This window comes from Streptomyces sp. (assembly GCF_031181705.1).
Taxonomy (GTDB): domain Bacteria; phylum Actinomycetota; class Actinomycetes; order Streptomycetales; family Streptomycetaceae; genus Streptomyces.
In genome coordinates this window covers 1-15,446 of the sequence record NZ_JAPSKN010000132.1, presented here as the reverse complement: position 1 = coordinate 15,446, position 15,446 = coordinate 1, and the positions used below count along the sequence as shown (strand labels likewise).

Here is a 15,446-nt window from a genome sequence, read left to right as displayed (position 1 = left end):
CGGCCGGGTCAACCATCTCTTCGGCGGGCGCGGTGCCTACTTCGCCGACCCGGACGGCCACAACATGGAGATCATGACCCGGCCCTACGCCCGTCCCTGACGGCGGGACGCCGGGACCGGCGCCGCCTGACTCCCGGCCCTACAGGGCCCGGTACATGATGTGCAGTCCCACCGGCCCGTGCCGGGGGTGGTCGAACGCCTCCGGCACCGTGCCGAGGATCGTGAACCCGAGCGAGGTCCACAGCCTCACGGCGGGGTTGGTCTCGACGACGGCGTTGAACACCATGCCCCGGTAGCCGGCGGCCCGGGCCTCGGTCAGGAGGTGCTCGGCGAGGGCCCTGCCGTAGCCCCGGCCGCCCCGGCCGGGGTCGACCATGAAGCCGGCGTTGGCGATACGGGCCGCCGGGCCGCCGTAGTTGGGGGTGAGGTAGGCGGAGGCGACGACCGTGCCGCTGTCGTCCTCGACGACGTAGACGCGTTTGGCGGGGCTCATCCACAGGACCCGGGCCTCCGCCTCGGAGGTTCCCGGGTCCCATGCGTAGGTCTCGCCCGCGGCGACGATGCGGTGCCAGAACGGCCAGATGCGAGGCCAGTCGTCAGCCGTTGCTTCCCTGATCAGCATGGGGGCGAGTCTGGCACGCCCATGCTCGGCGGTCGCTGAGGGGTCCGCGTCCGGTCAGTCGACGCTGGGCAGGATGTGGGGCTCCGCGAGGTCCTCCTCGTAGCCCGCGAGGCGGATGGGGGCCGACCGGGCCCACACGTCGAGGCTGCCGAGCTCGTCGACCCGTCGGCCGGCGCGCTCGCCGCGTTCCTTGGGGCGCTGATCGCGATTCGTCTTCTCCGGTGTCACCGCGCACTCCTTATGTGTCGGTCACCCTCGGGACGTACGCGCCGGTCCTGCTGCGCCTGACGCCCCGCTCGGGCTGTGTGTCATGTGCAGTTCGGACGCGGTGGCGCCGGTCGTCTCACGGGAGAGCAGGCCGTGGTGTACCGGCTTGTCCCATGACGGACCGTGGGTGTGGGTTGGACCCCGTGTGGCTGTCCGTCCGCCTCAGACTAACCAAATGAGCGGGACGCCGCTCGATGGGGCTGAAAACAACCGGTAACGATCGCGCGTCATCCGGTGTTCAACTCGGGTTTACGCACCGATTCGTTCACAAAAGAGACCCTGTGCGTATCACTCGTTCGGCGTAGGCGACGACGGCGCTTTCCGGCCGGTCGCGCCGTTCAGGCGCCGTTGGCCGAGGCGCAAGCTCGTCATGGTCTGCTGCCGTACGGCAACGGCTGCCCCGCGGGAGGACTGGCGCATGGAGCTGCGCGGTGTCGAGGAGCTGATGGAGCTGCTGTACGCCTGCCGGGGCACCCGGGACGTCCCCGTGCCCGGCCGGCCGACGGTCGACCTGCACGACCACGCGCTGCGGACCGCCGCCCTGCTCCGCCGTGCCCACCCGGCCGACAAGGAGCTCCAAGTGGCGGGCCTGGTGCAGCCGGTCGGTCGGCTGCTGTGGCCTGGTGACCCGGCGGGGCGGGCCGGCCGGACCGCCGACGCGGTGCGCGCCCTGCTCGGCGAGCGGGTCTCCCGGCTGCTGCGCGACCGTACCGGCCGGGGTGCCCCGGCCGGCGACGACCTGCTCGCCCTGCGCCAGGCGACCGAGGAGGGCCGCACGGCCGGGTTCGACGCCGGGGTGCTGGAGGACTGGCGCACCGTGCTGGAACTGCTGGCGGCGCGCAACTCCCGCCTGGGCGCCGTCGAGTGACGCCCGGGCCCTACCACTTCCCCGGGGCGTAGTCCTTCAGGAAGACCCCGTACAGGTCCTCCCCCGCCTCGCCCCGCACGATCGGGTCGTACACCCGCGCCGCACCGTCGACGAGGTCGAGCGGTGCGTGGAAACCCGCCTCGGCGAGCCGCAACTTGTCGTAGTGGGGCCGCTCGTCCGTGATCCAGCCGGTGTCGACCGAGGTCATCAGGATGCCGTCGGTCTGGAACATCTCCTGGGCGCTGGTGCGCGTGACCATGTTCATCGCGGCCTTCGCGGCGTTGGTGTTGGGGTGCCCGGCGCCCTTGTAGCCCCGGCCGAAGACCCCTTCCATCGCCGACACGTTGACGACGTACGCGCGTTTGCTCGCCGCCTTCCTCGCCGCCTCGGCCATCGCCGGCCGCAGCTTGCTGATGAGGATGAACGGGGCCGTGTAGTTGCACAGCTGGGTCTCCAGCAGCTCCACCGGGGAGATCTGCTCGATGGTCTGCACCCAGGTGTTGGTGTCGACGACGTCGGGGACGAGGCCGCCCGCGTCGATGGCCGTGCCGTCCAGGTGCCGCTCCACGCTGGCGTTGCCGGCGACCAGGGCGAGGTCGGCGACCTGCTGGGCGTCGAGACCGCTGATGCCCGGGGGCAGGGCGGCGAGGCCGTCGACGGCGCCGGAGTTGAAGGCGCCGATGACGTGGTGGGCGGGCAGTTCACCGGCGGGCAGCGGCGCGCTCTCGCCCTCGACCAGGGCGGCGTAGGCCGAGGGCAGGCGGCGGACGGTCTGGGTCGCGTTGTTGACCAGGATGTCGAGCGGCCCGGCCTCGGCGACCTGGTCGGCGAGGGCCACGGCCTGCGCCGGGTCGCGCAGGTCGATGCCGACGACCTCCAGGCGGTGCAGCCAGTCCGCGGAGTCGTCCATGGCCTTGAAGCGGCGGATGGCGTCCTTCGGGAAGCGCGTGGTGATCGTGGTGTGCGCCCCGTCGCGCAGCAGCCTGAGCGCGATGTACATGCCGATCTTGGCGCGGCCGCCGGTGAGCAGGGCGCGCTTGCCGCCGAGGTCGGCGCGCACGTCGCGCTTCTCGCGGTTCACCCGGGCGCAGTCCGGACAGAGCTGGTGGTAGAAGTAGTCGACTTCCACGTAGCGGGTCTTGCAGGTGTAGCAGGAGCGCGGGCGCTGGAGTATGCCCGCGATCCGGCCCTCCTCGGTGCGCGAGGAGGGCAGCAGGCCCTCGGTCTCGTCGTCGATGCGCTGGGCGGAGCCGGTCGCCGTGGCCTCCGTGACCGCCTTGTCGTGGGCGGTCTTGGCGGCCCGGCGCTCCTGGCGGCGGCGCTGCTTGACCGTGCGGTAGATGCCCGCGGTGGCCCGGCGCACGGCGATGGCGTCCGGGTGGTCGACGTCCAGCTTGTCGAGCTCGTCGAGCACGCTCAGGCAGACGGCCAGCCGCTCCGGGTCGATGCCGGGTCCGTACGAGTGCCCGCTCGCCTCGTCCATGGCCTGCGGGCCGTCCTCTGTCACCGTCATCGCCGCTGTGTTCCCTGCTCTGCCCTGGTGGCGCGCCGGCCGCGCCCGCTTTCGAACGGCGAATTTTACTTCAGCGCCGGGCCGCACCGCCAAACCCGCGTTCTCACGACCGGCAGGCCTTGATCAGCGTCGCCACCTCCCTGGAGACGGCGGCCGCGAACAGGTCGAGGTCTCGGACCGCCTCGCCGTCGGCCACGAGGCCGTAGTGGACGGCCCCGCGGTAGGTGGAGACGGCGACCGCGAGGGAGTGGCCGGGGGCCAGCGGGGCGAGCGGGAAGACGGCGGTGAGGGGGTGGCCGCCGAGTTTCAGGCCGAGGCTGGGCAGGGGCACGCTGGTCACGAGGATGTCGAACCAGAGCCGGGCCGCCTGGCCGACCAGGGGGCCGCCGAGCCGGTGGGCGAGGGCGGGGACGTGGTCGGCGAGCAGGGCCACGGCGCCGGCGCCCCGGTTGGGGCCGGCGTCCTTGTTGCGGTCCATGGCGGTGCGGACCGCGGCGAGGCGGGCCAGCGGGTCCGGGTCGTCCACCGGGAGCCGTATCAGATAGCCGGAGAGCCGGTTGCCCTGCGGGTAGGCGGTGCGCGGGCGGCGTTTGGAGACCGGGATCAGGGCGCGGGGCGCGACGCCCTCGCTGCCGTCGCCGCGTTCGTCGAGCCAGCGGCGCAGGGCGCCGGCGACGACCGCGATGAGGACGTCGTTGACGGTGCCGCCGACGGTCTTGCGGATCCGGTGCACGTCGTCGAGGTCGAGGACCACTCCGGCGGTGCGGCGGGTGCCGCTCGGCTCGCAGGTGAGCGCGGGGGTGGAGCGCACGTCGAGGGAGGAGCGGGCGACGGAGGCGCCGATGTCCAGGGCGCGGGCGGCGTCGGCGAGGGCGCCGCGCATGAGGCCGGGCAGGTCGCGCACGTCCGGCAGCGGACCGCGCGGCGGTGCGGCGGGGCGGGGCCGGGGTGTGGGCAGGTCCATCGGGTCCATGACGCCCGCGGCCAGGGTCAGCGCCCGCAGTCCGTCGGCGAGGGCGTGGTGGAACTTGAACAGCACCGCGAAGCAGACGCCGTCCTCGCCGGGCAGTACGTGGGCCTCCCAGGGCGGCCGGCCGCGCTCCAGCGGACGGCCCATGAGCCGTCCGGCCTCCGCGTGGAAGTCGGCGACCGGCGCGTGCAGCCGGACGTGGTGCGCGGGGTCGAAGTCCGGGTCCGTCTCGCGCGCCGCCCCGCCGAAGGCGAGCGGGCGGCGCAGGGCGGAGGGCAGCGGCTGCCACACGTCGCGGATCCGCATCCGCAGTCCCGGGACACCGGGGGCGCGGGCCGCGAGCAGGTCCGCCGCGTGAGCGCCCGCGGCGGGCGAGTGCGCGGAGAAGATCCCGAGCGCGCCGAGGTGCATCGGGTGGTCGGCGGACTCGATGTTCCAGAACGCCAGGTCGAGAGGGGCGAGCAGATCAGCAGTCAAGGGCTTGCCTCGCGTGGACGAACGGGTGGGCCAGCAGTCAATCGCCCCCAGCCGATTACGGTCAAGTACGGTCAGGCTACGTACAGTAAACAGCGGATTGAGTCCCGCCCCGGTGGAAGGGGCGGGACTCATGGTGCATGTGCCGTCAGTCCAGCACAGGTTGCGGCGCAGGGCACCCGGTGGGAGTCACCCGGGAGGCGTCACGGATCAGCGCCTCGTGCGCGGCCTTCAGCTTGGCCGTGTCGGGTTTCAGCACCGCGCGGTCATAGGTGAGGAAGCCGTTCAGCTCGCCCTCGACGTCCGCGATCTGGGTGTACACGGCACCGTTGCTGCCCTTGCAGACCAGCGCCCGGACTTCGTCCAGCTTCTCCAGGTAGTCCTCGGTGTAGGTGGCCGGGTCGACGTCGACGTACGACTGCTGCACCGACCATGCGTGGCCGGGCACCGCGAGGCCGAGGCCGCCGTACTCGCCGCTGACCAGGGCGCGCTCCCCGTCGGGGCGGGGCGGCAGGGCCGGGCTCGGGTAGCCGTGCTCGTCCATGATGTCGCCGGTGCCGCCGTCGGCGCCGAGGTTCAGCCCCGACTGGCCGTTGACCAGGCGGGTGGGGTCCCAGGCCTTGGCCTGCTCGGCGATCCGGCCCACGTCGTACTGACCCCAGCCCTCGTTGAAGGTCACCCACATGACGACGGACGGGCTGCTGCTGTGCTCGTCGATCATCTCCTTCAGTTCACGCTCGTAGCGGGCGCGGGAGGTGGCGCTCGGGTTCACCCCGGCCGTCATCGCGGGCATGTCCTGCCAGACCAGCAGTCCGAGCCGGTCGGCCCAGTAGAACCAGCGGTCCGGTTCGACCTTGATGTGCTTGCGGACGGAGTTGAAGCCGAGCTGCTTGTGCGCCTTCAGGTCGTAGGCCAGGGCCTCGTCGGTGGGCGCGGTGTGCAGGCCGTCGGGCCAGAAGCCCTGGTCGAGGGTGGCCATCATGAAGACGGGCTCGCCGTTGAGGACCGTGCGCGGGACGCCGTTCACCTTCTCGACGGCGATGGAGCGCATGCCGAAGTAGCTGCCGACCCGGTCGGCGCCGACCTTCACCTTGAGCCGGTAGAGGAAGGGATCGTCCGGCGACCACAGGTGCGGGTCGCGGACGGTCAGCGTCAGCGGGCCGCCGGTGCGGCCGCTCGCCGTGGCCACCTCGCGCCGGCCGTCGTAGGCCGTCGCCGTGACCGGTACGCCGTTGCGGACGCCCCGGACCTCGACGGTCACCTTCTCGCCGGCCACGTCGGGCGTGATCTTGAGGGAGTCCGCGTGGTCGCGGGCCACCGGCTCCATCCACACCGTCTGCCAGATGCCGGAGGACGGGGTGTACCAGATGCCGCTGGGGTCCAGGCGCTGCTTGCCGAGGGGCGGGTTCTCGCCCGAGGCGGCGTCGGTCGGGTCGTAGACGCCGACGATCAGCTCCTGGGTGCGGCCGGGCTTGAGCGCGTCGGTGACGTCGGCGCTGAACTTGTCGTAGCCGCCCTCGTGCGTGGCGACCTTCGTGCCGTTGACGTAGACCTCGGAGCGCCAGTCGACGGCGCCGAAGTTGAGCCGCAGCCGCCGGCCGGAGCCGATCCCCCAGTCGGCGGGCACGGTGAAGGTGCGGCGGTACCACATGCGGTCCTCGTGCCGCTCGATGCCGGAGAGCTGGGACTCCACCGGGTAGGGGACCAGGATGCGCTCCTTGAGGGTGCGGCCCACGGGCGGCTGCTCGCCCTCCTCGGCGGCGGCGAACTGCCAGCGGCCGTTGAGGTTGCGCCAGGCGTCCCGGGTCAGCTGCGGGCGCGGGTACTCCGGGAGGGCGTTGTCCGGTCCGACCTCGTCGGCCCAGCGGGTGCGCAACTGGTGGGTCGAGTGGTTGGGGCCGCTCGTCCAGAACGCGCTGACAACGTTGCCGTCGGTGTCGGTGAGGCCGCCTTCGCCGTCGTAGCGGACGTCGGCGTTGCCGCGGGCGGTGCCCGTCTTGTTGCCGACGACCGGCTCGTCGAGGGCGACCAGGAGGGCGGTGGGGTCGGACGGGTCCGGGCGGGCCTCACCCAGGGGCCAGGCCGCGCCGCCGATCACGGCGTCCAGGTGGTCGGTGAAGTCCGCCGGGGGCACGGCGAGGGGCTGGGCGAAGTCGAGCTTCAGGGTGCGGCCGGTGGACTGCACGGTGGCCGCGAGGGCGCCGTCGTAGTCGAAGCCCTCGGGGAGGCGGAAGGCCGACTGCGGGACGGGGGCCTTGGCGGCGCCGGGCTGGGTCCAGCGCAGGTGGAAGTTGGAGCCGCCGAAGTGCTCGAAGTACTCGACCTTGAGGTCGTAGGCCCGGCCGGCGGTCAGTTCGACGGGCTCGGCGGTCTGTTCGCGGTCCCAGTCGTCGACCCAGTGGTCGATGGCGAGCCGGCCGTCGATCCAGAGACGGAAGCCGTTGTCGGCGGAGACCGAGAAGGTGTGCGGCCCGGTCTTCTCGGGGACGATCCTCCCGGTCCAGCGGACGCTGACGTCGTCGGACCGGCCGGTGGTGAAGTTCAGGCGCGGCTCCAGGTTGTCGAAGTCGAGGTCCTGGTCGAAGGTCGTCGCCTTGAGGGTGTGGAAGTCGAAGGCGCCCGGGGCGGAGTGGGTGTAGTACTCGCCCTTGAGGCCGTGGATCTCGGCGGGGTCGTCCGCGAGCGCGGGGACCGCGCTCAGGCCCGTGAGGGCGAGGAGTGCGGCGAGCAGTAACGCGAGGCGGTTTCTGAGGCGTCGGGGACGCACGGAACCTCCATGCCAACGTTGTCATGTACAAGACGATGGCATGACAGCACGGATCCGGGGCTTCGTCCAGAGCCAGGACAAAGTCCCCCGGCCGCGTCTCGTCAGGTGACCAGCTGCCCCTTGCCCAGGGCGATGACGCCGCCCTTGGAGACCGTGTAGAGCTCCGCGTCCCGCTCCGGGTTGACACCGATCGTCGCTCCCGGCGGCACCTCGACGTTCTTGTCGAGGACGGCGCCGCGCACCACCGCGCCCCGGCCGATGTGCACGTTGTCGTGCAGCACCGAACCCTGCACCACCGCCCCCGGGTCGACCACCACGCCCGGCGACAGCACGGACCGGGTGACCTGCCCCCGGATCAGGCAGCCCGCCGAGATGATGGACTCGCTGGCGATGCCGCCGGCGTTGAACCGGGCCGGCGAGAGCTGGTACGAGTGCGTGTAGATCGGCCAGCTGCGGTTGTACAGGTTGAAGGCGGGGCGCTCGGCGATCAGGTCCATGTGCGCCTCGTAGTAGGCGTCGAGTGTCCCGACGTCCCGCCAGTAGCCCTGGTCGCGGGTGGTCTCGCCGGGTACGTGGTTGGTGCTGAAGTCGTACAGCGCGGCCTCGCCCCGGTCGGTGAGCTGGGGCAGGATCGAGCCGCCCATGTCGTGCACGGAGGACTCGTCCTCCGCGTCCCGCTTGAGCGCCTCGATGAGGGCCTTGGTGGTGAAGATGTAGTTGCCCATCGAGGCGAAGACGCAGTTGGGGTCGTCCGGGAGACCGGGCGGGGCGGACGGCTTCTCCAGGAAGCGCTCCACCGTCTGCCCGTCCGAGCCGGGCGTGATCACGCCGAACGACGACGACTCCGTGCGCGGCACCCGGATCCCGGCGACCGTCACGCCCGCGCCGCTGTCGATGTGCTGGGCGAGCATCTGGCGCGGGTCCATGCGGTAGACGTGGTCGGCGCCGAAGACGGCCACGTACTCGGGGCGCTCGTCGTAGATCAGGTTCAGGGACTGCAGGATGGCGTCGGCGCTGCCCAGGTACCAGCGGGGGCCGAGGCGCTGCTGGGCGGGGACGGGCGTGACGTAGTTGCCCAGCAGGTTCGACATCCGCCAGGTGGTGGTGATGTGCCGGTCCAGCGAGTGCGACTTGTACTGGGTCAGGACGCAGATGCGCAGGACGTCGGCGTTGACCAGGTTGGACAGGACGAAGTCGACCAGGCGGTACGTGCCGCCGAAGGTCACCGCCGGTTTGGCGCGGTCCGCGGTCAGGGGCATCAGCCGCTTGCCCTCACCACCCGCCAGCACGATCCCCAGGACCGAAGGACCACCACCACGCATGGCCGCTCCCCTCACGCCGATTTCCCGATGCCTGCCCCTGACCAGTACCCACTAAGCGTGTTCGACGATCTCCTCGTAGAGCCGGACCGTGCGGCGGGCCACCGCGTCCCAGCCGAACTCGCCGACCGCGCGCTCCCGCCCGGCCTCGCCCATCCGCCGGGCGGCCGCCGGATCGCCGAGCACGGTGTCCATGGCCCGGGCGAGCCCCGCCTCGAAGCCGTCGCCGGCCGGGACGAGCAGTCCGGTCCGGCCGTCGTCCACGACCTCGGGGATACCGCCGACCGCCGAGGCCACCACCGGCGTGCCGCAGGCCATCGCCTCCAGGTTCACGATGCCCAGCGGCTCGTACACCGAGGGGCAGACGAACAGCGCGGCGTGCGTGAGGAGCTGGATGACCTCCGGGCGCGGCAGCATCTTCGGGATCCAGAACACGCCGTCGCGGACCTCGCTCAGCTCCGCGAACAGTTCCCGGAACTCCCGGTCGATCTCCGGCGTGTCCGGTGCGCCCGCGCACAGCACGACCTGCGCGGCCGGGTCGATGTCCCGCACCGCGCGCAACAGATGCGGCACGCCTTTCTGGCGGGTGATGCGGCCGACGAACAGCACGTAGGGGCGGGAGCGGTCCAGGCCGATCCGGTCCAGGGCGTCCGTGCCGTGGTCGGGCCGGTACAGGCTCGTGTCGATGCCGTTGTGCACGACGTGGACCTTGTCCGGGTCCAGCGCCGGGTAGCAGCCGAGGATGTCCTCGCGCATGGCGCCCGAGACGGCGATCACCGCGTCGGCGGCCTCGATCGCGGTGCGCTCGGCCCAGCTGGACAGCTCGTAGCCGCCGCCGAGCTGTTCGGCCTTCCAGGGGCGCAGGGGCTCCAGGGAGTGCGCGGTCATCACGTGCGGGATGCCGTACAGCAGCTTGGCGAGGTGGCCGCCGAGGTTGGCGTACCAGGTGTGGGAGTGGACCAGCTCGCGGCCCTGGAGGGCGGCGGCCATCGCGAGGTCGACGGAGAAGGTGCGCAGCGCGTCGTTCGCGCCGTCGAGCGCGGACCAGGGGCGGTGGCGCAGCACACCGTCGGCGCGGCCCTCGCCCCAGCAGTGCACGTCCAGGTCGACCAGGGGTCTGAGCTCCCGGGCCAGGAACTCCACGTGGACGCCGGCACCGCCGTACACGTCCGGCGGGTACTCCCGGGTCAGCAGTCCGACGCGCACCCGCAACTCCCTGCTCTCAACGGCCGTTCCCTTTCATGGTCACCCAGAAGTGGCGCGTGGGGAAGAGCGGGGCGGTCGCGGGAAGCAGCAGTCGCCGCAGACGCCCCCGCCGGGCACCCGGTAGTACAGGCAGCAGCTGCGGCGCCGGAACGCCGTGCCGGTGAGGGTCCCGGCGCCGGAGAGCTGCGGGTGGGCGAGGAGCCGCGCGGCCAGGAAGCGGGCCCGGGCGGCGCTGTCGGGGCGGCCGTGGAGCCGGGCCCAGCGCTCCAGCTCCCGGGCGGCGCCCGCCAGCGCCGAGGCGGCGTTGCCCCGCAGCAGACCCGGTGCGAGGCGGTAGTGGGCGCGCAGGGCCGTCGCCAGTGGGGCGAGGTGCCCGTCCAGGACGACGGCGGCGAGGCGGTCCGGCTCCGCGGGAAGCGGCCGTACGCCGGACAGCCACAGGTCGTCGGGGGCGCTCGCGTCGGGGTCCCAGCGCAGGTGCCGGGCGTCCAGGTCGGGGAGGCCGCCGTACAGGGCGGCGCAGCCGAGGGCGATCGACCAGAGCCGGGCCGCGAGTCCCTGGTGCGCTGTCGAGGCGGCCACCCGCAGCTCCGGGGTGCCCAGGGCGCGTGCGACCTTGTGGACACGGAAAATCAGCGGATTTCCGCCTGCGTCCGGTGCCGCCGGCCCGTAGGCCTGTGCGAGAGTGGGAAGAGGCCCCGCCGCCGCTCCCCGCGTGCGCAGCACGAAGAAGCCGCCGAGCGGGCGGAGGGCGGCAAGGCCGGGGTCGAGGTCCACGAAGAGCAGTAGTACCAAGGCCCCTAGGGGACGTGATCCGGTGGCCCCCGACTCGGGTCGCCCACCCTGGGGATGACGGGGCAGCACTCGTACTCCATCGGCAGTAGGACCCAATGGGTGCTCAGGGACGACGACGGGAAGACCTGGACACGGCAGGGTGTTGGTCATGAAAGCCGACCAATCGCCGCGCCGGGCCGAGCGCCCCCGCCAGACGCAGAGGAGCAGCCGATGAGCGCCCTCGCGTTGTCCGTCCTGCTCTCCCTCGTCTCCGCGGTCGCCTACGCGGGCGGGGCGATCGTGCAGGAGCGGGTGGCGGAGTCCTCGCCGGGCGAGCAGTACGCTCCGCTGCGCCGGCCGGACTGGTGGGCGGCGGTCGCGCTGAACGGCCTGGGCGGTCTGCTGCACGTGGTGGCGCTGGCCTACGGCCCGCTGAGCCTGGTGCAGCCGCTGGGCGCGCTGACCATCGTGGTCGCCCTGCCCATGGCCGCGCTGTTCGTCGGCCGCAGGGCCGGTGCCACGGCGTGGCGGGGCGCCATCATGGCGACGGTCGGCCTCGCCGGTCTGCTGTCCCTGGTCGCCGCGTCCGACGCGCAGTCGCTGAACGCGGCCGAGCGGGTGGCCGTCGCGCTGGTCACCGCGGGAGTCGTCGTCGCGCTGATGATCGCCGCGCGGGCCGCGCACCGGCACCCGGCGGTCCGCAGCATGCTGCTGGCCACCGCGTCCGGCATCGCGTTCGGCATGTCCTCGGTGTTCACCAAGACGGTGGCCGTCGACTGGACCGGCGGCGTGTCGGCGGCGGACCTGCCGTCCCTGGCCGTGATCGGCGTCCTGGCCACGGCCGGCATGCTGCTGTCGCAGGCCTCGTACAAGGGCGCCGGGCTGACGGCCCCGCTGGCGACGCTGACCGTGGTGAACCCGGTCGTCGCGGCCGCGGTCGGCATCACGATGTTCGGCGAGACGTTCCGTTACGGCACCGCGGGCACCGTGCTCGCCCTGGGCTGTGGTGTGGTGGCCGCCGGCGGTCTGATCCTGCTGACGACGGAGCGGCTCGCGCAGGACCGCCCCGGGAGCGAGCGGGCCGGGCTGGAGTTCGCCGGCGCGGAACCGGTCCCGGGGGACACGGGTCGCGGCCCCGGCACGGCGGAGCTGGACCTGGACCTGCCGGAGCTCGTGGACGACGTGCTCGTCGTGGAGGACGTGCTCGTGCCGGGACAGGCGGCGCACGCCGTTCCGGACGGCCCGTACGAGAGCGGGGTGCCGCCGGTGCCCGCCGGCGACGAACGCCCGCTCTCCTACGTGCCCTTCTACGGCATTCCCTACGTGCCGATGCCGGCCCTGGACCGGCACCGGGTGCGGATCAGATCCTGACGCCGCCGGCCCTCAGGTACGCCACCGGGTCGACGTCCGAACCGAAACCGGGCCCCGTCCGCACCTCGAAGTGCAGATGCGGGCCCGAGCTGTTGCCCGTGGAACCGGAGCGGCCGATGCGCTGGCCCGCGCTCACCGTCTGCCCGTCCCGCACCGAGATCGCCGACAGGTGCGCGTACTGGCTGTAGCGGCCGTCGCCGTGCCGGATCACCACCTGGTAGCCGAACGAGCCGCCCCACCCGGCGCTGACCACGCTCCCCGCCGCGACCGACTTCACGGACGTGCCGGTGGGCACGGGGAAGTCGATGCCGGTGTGGTAGCCCTTCGACCAGGCGGACCCCGCCTTGCGGTAGGGCGTGCCCAGGGAGGCGCCGACGGGGGCGACGAGACCCTGCCGGCTGGCCGTGGACCGGGCGGCCCGCTCCTTGCCCGCCTCCTTCGGCGTGTCCTTGGCGCGCTCCTTGGTACGGTCCCCGGCGCGCTCCTTCGTACGGCCCTCGGCGCGGTCCGCCGCCGGCTTCCTCGGCTTCGCCGACGGGGCCGGCCGGTGCTCGGGACGCGTCTTCGTGGCGCCCTCGCCGCGCAGGGCGAGCCGCTGGCCGGGCACGATGAGGTCGGGGTCACCCCCTATCGTCGCGCGGTTGGCGGCGTACAGGCCGCGCCAGCCGCCCCGGACCTCGCGGTCGTCCGCGATGCCGGAGAGGGTGTCGCCGTGGACCACCGTGTACATCTCGGCGCTGCCGGCCCGGGACTGCGGTGTGGACTGCGGCCGCACCTCCTCGATGGAGGTCTTCTTCTTCGTCTCCCGCTGCTTCGTGCGCTCGGCCGCCGGCCGGATGTCCGGCTCGCCGCCGCCGCGGGTCAGTCCGGCCCGTACCGAGCACACCGGCCAGGCGCCCGGGCCCTGCCCGTCGAGCACCTTCTCGGCGACGGCGATCTGCTGGTCCTTGGTGGCCAGGTCCGCGCGGGCCGCGTAGGCCCGGCCGCCGTAGGCCTCCCAGGTGGACTGGGTGAACTGCAGTCCGCCGTAGAACCCGTTGCCGGTGTTGATGTTCCAGTCGTTGCTCGACTCGCAGGCGGCGACCTTGTTCCAGGTGTCGACGTCCGCCGCCTGGGCGACGCCGGCGCCCATGAACGGGAGCGCCATGCCCGCGCCGCCCGCGGTGACGGTGAGTGAGGCGCGGTTGATCCTGTTCGGCTGATACCGGCGGTGCCGGCCGCGTACGGCCATCGATTGCCCCCCTAGACATGCGTCAGGAGGGGCAAAAGTAAGCGCTGCGAACCGGCCAGAACAAGACGCCTATCGGCCGCCCGGGAGTTCAATTGGCCGGTATGAGGCCCCTGTTGCGCGTCGTGCGCCTCGGTGGTGCATCGCGTACGCCACGCGGTGCACGGGTGCGGCGCGCGCGGGGACGCGTACCTCGGCTGAGTGCGGTGGGGGCTGTCGTGCGTATCGTCCTGCGCGACGTCGTGCGACCCGCGCGTGCGGACGCAGTAGCGGCGCGTCAGGATGGTCGGCGGGGGTCACGTCGGCGGGTACCCGCCGACGGCACCGGTACCGAGGTCTTTAGGAGCGAACCGAATGAGCAGTACAGCGCAGATCGGCGTCACGGGCCTTGCGGTCATGGGCCGCAACCTCGCCCGCAACTTCGCCCGCAACGGCTACACGGTGGCGGTGCACAACCGGACGCCCTCGCGCACGCACGCGCTGGTCGAGGAGTTCGGCGGCGAGGGGGAGTTCATCGCGTGCGAGACCGCCAAGGACTTCGTCGCGGCCCTGGAGCGGCCGCGGCGGCTGGTCGTGATGGTGAAGGCCGGTGACCCGACGGACGCGGTGATCCAGGAGTTCGCGCCGCTGCTGGAGCCCGGCGACATGATCATCGACGGCGGCAACGCGCACTTCGCCGACACCCGGCGCCGGGAGCGGGAGCTGCGCGAGCAGGGCATCCACTTCGTCGGCATGGGCGTCTCCGGCGGCGAGGAGGGCGCGCTGAACGGCCCGAGCATCATGCCGGGCGGCCCGAAGGAGTCCTACGACTCGCTGGGCCCGATGCTGGAGAAGATCTCGGCCAAGGCGGCCGACGGCTCGCCGTGCGTCTCCCACGTGGGTCCGGACGGTGCCGGGCACTTCGTGAAGATGGTGCACAACGGCATCGAGTACGCGGACATGCAGCTCATCGGCGAGGCGTACCAGCTGCTGCGGGACGTCGCCGGGTACTCCCCCGCCGAGATCGCGGACATCTTCCGCACCTGGAACCAGGGCCGTCTCGACTCCTACCTGATCGAGATCACGGCCGAGGTGCTGTCCCACGTGGACGCGGAGACGGGCAAGCCGTTCGTGGACGTGGTGGTGGACCAGGCCGAGCAGAAGGGCACCGGCCGCTGGACGGTCCAGATCGCCCTCGACCTGGGCGTTCCGGTGTCCGGTATCGCCGAGGCCGTCTTCGCGCGCTCGCTGTCGGGCCACGCGGCGCTGCGGGAGGCCTCGCGGGGGCTGGCCGGCCCGAAGGCGGAGCCGCTCGGCGAGGCGGAGGCCCGGGCGTTCGCCGACCGGGTGGAACAGGCGCTGTACGCGTCGAAGATCGTGTCGTACACGCAGGGCTTCCACGAGATCGACGCGGCCCGCGGTGAGTACGGCTGGGACATCGACCTCGGCGCGGTGTCGGCGCTGTGGCGCGGCGGCTGCATCATCCGGGCCGCGTTCCTGGACCGCATCCGCGCGGCCTACGACGCCCGGCCGGACCTGCCGAGCCTGCTGTCGGACGACACGTTCGCGCAGGAGATCGCCCAGGCCCAGGACGACTGGCGCGAGGTGCTGGTCGCCGCGACCCGCCAGGGCGTGCCGACGCCCGGGTTCGCCGCGGCCCTCGCCTACTACGACGCCCTGCGGGCGGAGCGGCTGCCGGCGGCGCTGACGCAGGGGCAGCGGGACTACTTCGGTGCGCACACCTACCGGCGGGTGGACCGGGACGGGTCGTTCCACACGCTGTGGGGCCAGGACCGGTCGGAGGTCACGGCGTAGCGCCACGCGCCGAGCCGACGTGAGAACGGGGCCGGTGGACGCCTCGCGGGGCTGTCCACCGGCCCCGTTCTCATGCCGTTCTCATGCCGTTCTCATGCCGGTTTCATGCCGGTTTCATGCCGGTGTAATGCCGGTTTGATGCCGGATCACCCCATGGTCCAGGAGAGCGGCGGCCCGGGTTCGGGGTCGGGCACGGGTTCCGGTCCCGGGGGGATCGGGGACGGGCCGGGCGGGGGCTGCGGATTCGGCACCGGGTCGGGTCCCGGCGGCGGG

At 72.7% G+C, this 15,446-nt stretch carries 12 protein-coding genes and 1 pseudogene; 4 read left to right on the top strand and 9 right to left on the bottom strand.

Annotation, left to right across the window (positions count from 1 at the left end):
• Positions 1–100, top strand: a pseudogene (locus RIN80_RS21735) (VOC family protein); the annotation flags it as partial.
• Positions 101–139: 39 nt separating this feature from the next.
• On the opposite strand, the gene RIN80_RS21730 reads toward RIN80_RS21735, so the two are convergent.
• Together RIN80_RS21730 and RIN80_RS21725 are read right to left on the bottom strand one after the other, a co-directional pair.
• On the bottom strand, positions 140–622 hold the full coding sequence (locus RIN80_RS21730; protein WP_309097304.1) for a GNAT family N-acetyltransferase: 483 nt from the start codon (positions 620–622) through the stop codon (positions 140–142).
• A 54-nt stretch (positions 623–676) separates the two neighbouring features.
• A complete protein-coding gene (locus RIN80_RS21725) occupies positions 677–850 on the bottom strand; it encodes a hypothetical protein (RefSeq protein WP_102913158.1) in 174 nt (57 codons plus the stop codon).
• 457 nt (positions 851–1,307) lie between these two features.
• On the opposite strand from RIN80_RS21725, the gene RIN80_RS21720 reads away from it, so the two are divergent.
• Positions 1,308–1,757 (top strand): hypothetical protein, encoded by a 450-nt coding sequence (locus RIN80_RS21720; protein ID WP_309097303.1) that lies wholly within the window; start codon positions 1,308–1,310, stop codon positions 1,755–1,757.
• A gap of 10 nt (positions 1,758–1,767) precedes the next feature.
• Here RIN80_RS21720 and RIN80_RS21715 read toward each other — a convergent pair whose 3' ends face one another.
• The 6 genes from RIN80_RS21715 to RIN80_RS21690 all read right to left on the bottom strand — a co-directional run bounded on the left by RIN80_RS21715 (position 1,768) and on the right by RIN80_RS21690 (position 10,801).
• On the bottom strand, positions 1,768–3,270 hold the full coding sequence (locus RIN80_RS21715; protein ID WP_309097302.1) for an SDR family NAD(P)-dependent oxidoreductase: 1,503 nt from the start codon (positions 3,268–3,270) through the stop codon (positions 1,768–1,770).
• Between the two features lie 103 nt (positions 3,271–3,373).
• The gene (locus tag RIN80_RS21710) at positions 3,374–4,717 is read right to left on the bottom strand and encodes a wax ester/triacylglycerol synthase family O-acyltransferase (protein ID WP_309097301.1); all 1,344 of its coding nucleotides are present in this window, start codon (positions 4,715–4,717) and stop codon (positions 3,374–3,376) included.
• Between the two features lie 145 nt (positions 4,718–4,862).
• A complete protein-coding gene (locus RIN80_RS21705) occupies positions 4,863–7,481 on the bottom strand; it encodes a PA14 domain-containing protein (RefSeq protein ID WP_309097300.1) in 2,619 nt (872 codons plus the stop codon).
• Between the two features lie 101 nt (positions 7,482–7,582).
• Positions 7,583–8,803, bottom strand: coding sequence for a glucose-1-phosphate adenylyltransferase (gene glgC / locus RIN80_RS21700; protein ID WP_309097299.1), 1,221 nt, complete (start codon positions 8,801–8,803; stop codon positions 7,583–7,585).
• A 51-nt stretch (positions 8,804–8,854) separates the two neighbouring features.
• Positions 8,855–10,006 (bottom strand): glycogen synthase, encoded by a 1,152-nt coding sequence (glgA, locus tag RIN80_RS21695; RefSeq protein ID WP_309097298.1) that lies wholly within the window; start codon positions 10,004–10,006, stop codon positions 8,855–8,857.
• Between the two features lie 39 nt (positions 10,007–10,045).
• Positions 10,046–10,801, bottom strand: coding sequence for a (2Fe-2S)-binding protein (locus RIN80_RS21690; protein ID WP_309097297.1), 756 nt, complete (start codon positions 10,799–10,801; stop codon positions 10,046–10,048).
• 210 nt (positions 10,802–11,011) lie between these two features.
• Between RIN80_RS21690 and RIN80_RS21685 the strand changes: the two genes are divergently transcribed.
• Positions 11,012–12,151 (top strand): DMT family transporter, encoded by a 1,140-nt coding sequence (locus RIN80_RS21685; RefSeq protein ID WP_309097296.1) that lies wholly within the window; start codon positions 11,012–11,014, stop codon positions 12,149–12,151.
• Here the strand turns inward: RIN80_RS21685 and RIN80_RS21680 are convergent.
• Positions 12,141–13,382, bottom strand: a complete 1,242-nt coding sequence (locus RIN80_RS21680) for a transglycosylase family protein (protein ID WP_309097295.1) — start codon at positions 13,380–13,382, stop codon at positions 12,141–12,143. The two genes, RIN80_RS21685 and RIN80_RS21680, sit on opposite strands and share 11 nt — an antisense overlap.
• A 351-nt stretch (positions 13,383–13,733) precedes the next feature.
• On the opposite strand from RIN80_RS21680, the gene gndA reads away from it, so the two are divergent.
• Positions 13,734–15,173 carry an NADP-dependent phosphogluconate dehydrogenase gene (gene gndA, locus RIN80_RS21675; protein ID WP_309097294.1) on the top strand — a complete coding sequence of 480 codons (1,440 nt, stop codon included), beginning with the start codon at positions 13,734–13,736 and terminating at the stop codon, positions 15,171–15,173.
• Positions 15,174–15,446 lie beyond the last annotated feature (273 nt).

Excerpts from the sequence above, each read along its gene's own strand:
- RIN80_RS21680 (WP_309097295.1), bottom strand. The coding sequence starts at position 13,382 with ATGGCCGTACGCGGCCGGCACCGCCGGTATCAGCCGAACAGGATCAAC.
- RIN80_RS21730 (WP_309097304.1), bottom strand. The coding sequence starts at position 622 with ATGCTGATCAGGGAAGCAACGGCTGACGACTGGCCTCGCATCTGGCCG.
- gndA (WP_309097294.1), top strand. The coding sequence starts at position 13,734 with ATGAGCAGTACAGCGCAGATCGGCGTCACGGGCCTTGCGGTCATGGGC.
- RIN80_RS21685 (WP_309097296.1), top strand. The coding sequence starts at position 11,012 with ATGAGCGCCCTCGCGTTGTCCGTCCTGCTCTCCCTCGTCTCCGCGGTC.
- RIN80_RS21715 (WP_309097302.1), bottom strand. The coding sequence starts at position 3,270 with ATGACGGTGACAGAGGACGGCCCGCAGGCCATGGACGAGGCGAGCGGG.
- glgC (WP_309097299.1), bottom strand. The coding sequence starts at position 8,803 with ATGCGTGGTGGTGGTCCTTCGGTCCTGGGGATCGTGCTGGCGGGTGGT.
- RIN80_RS21720 (WP_309097303.1), top strand. The coding sequence starts at position 1,308 with ATGGAGCTGCGCGGTGTCGAGGAGCTGATGGAGCTGCTGTACGCCTGC.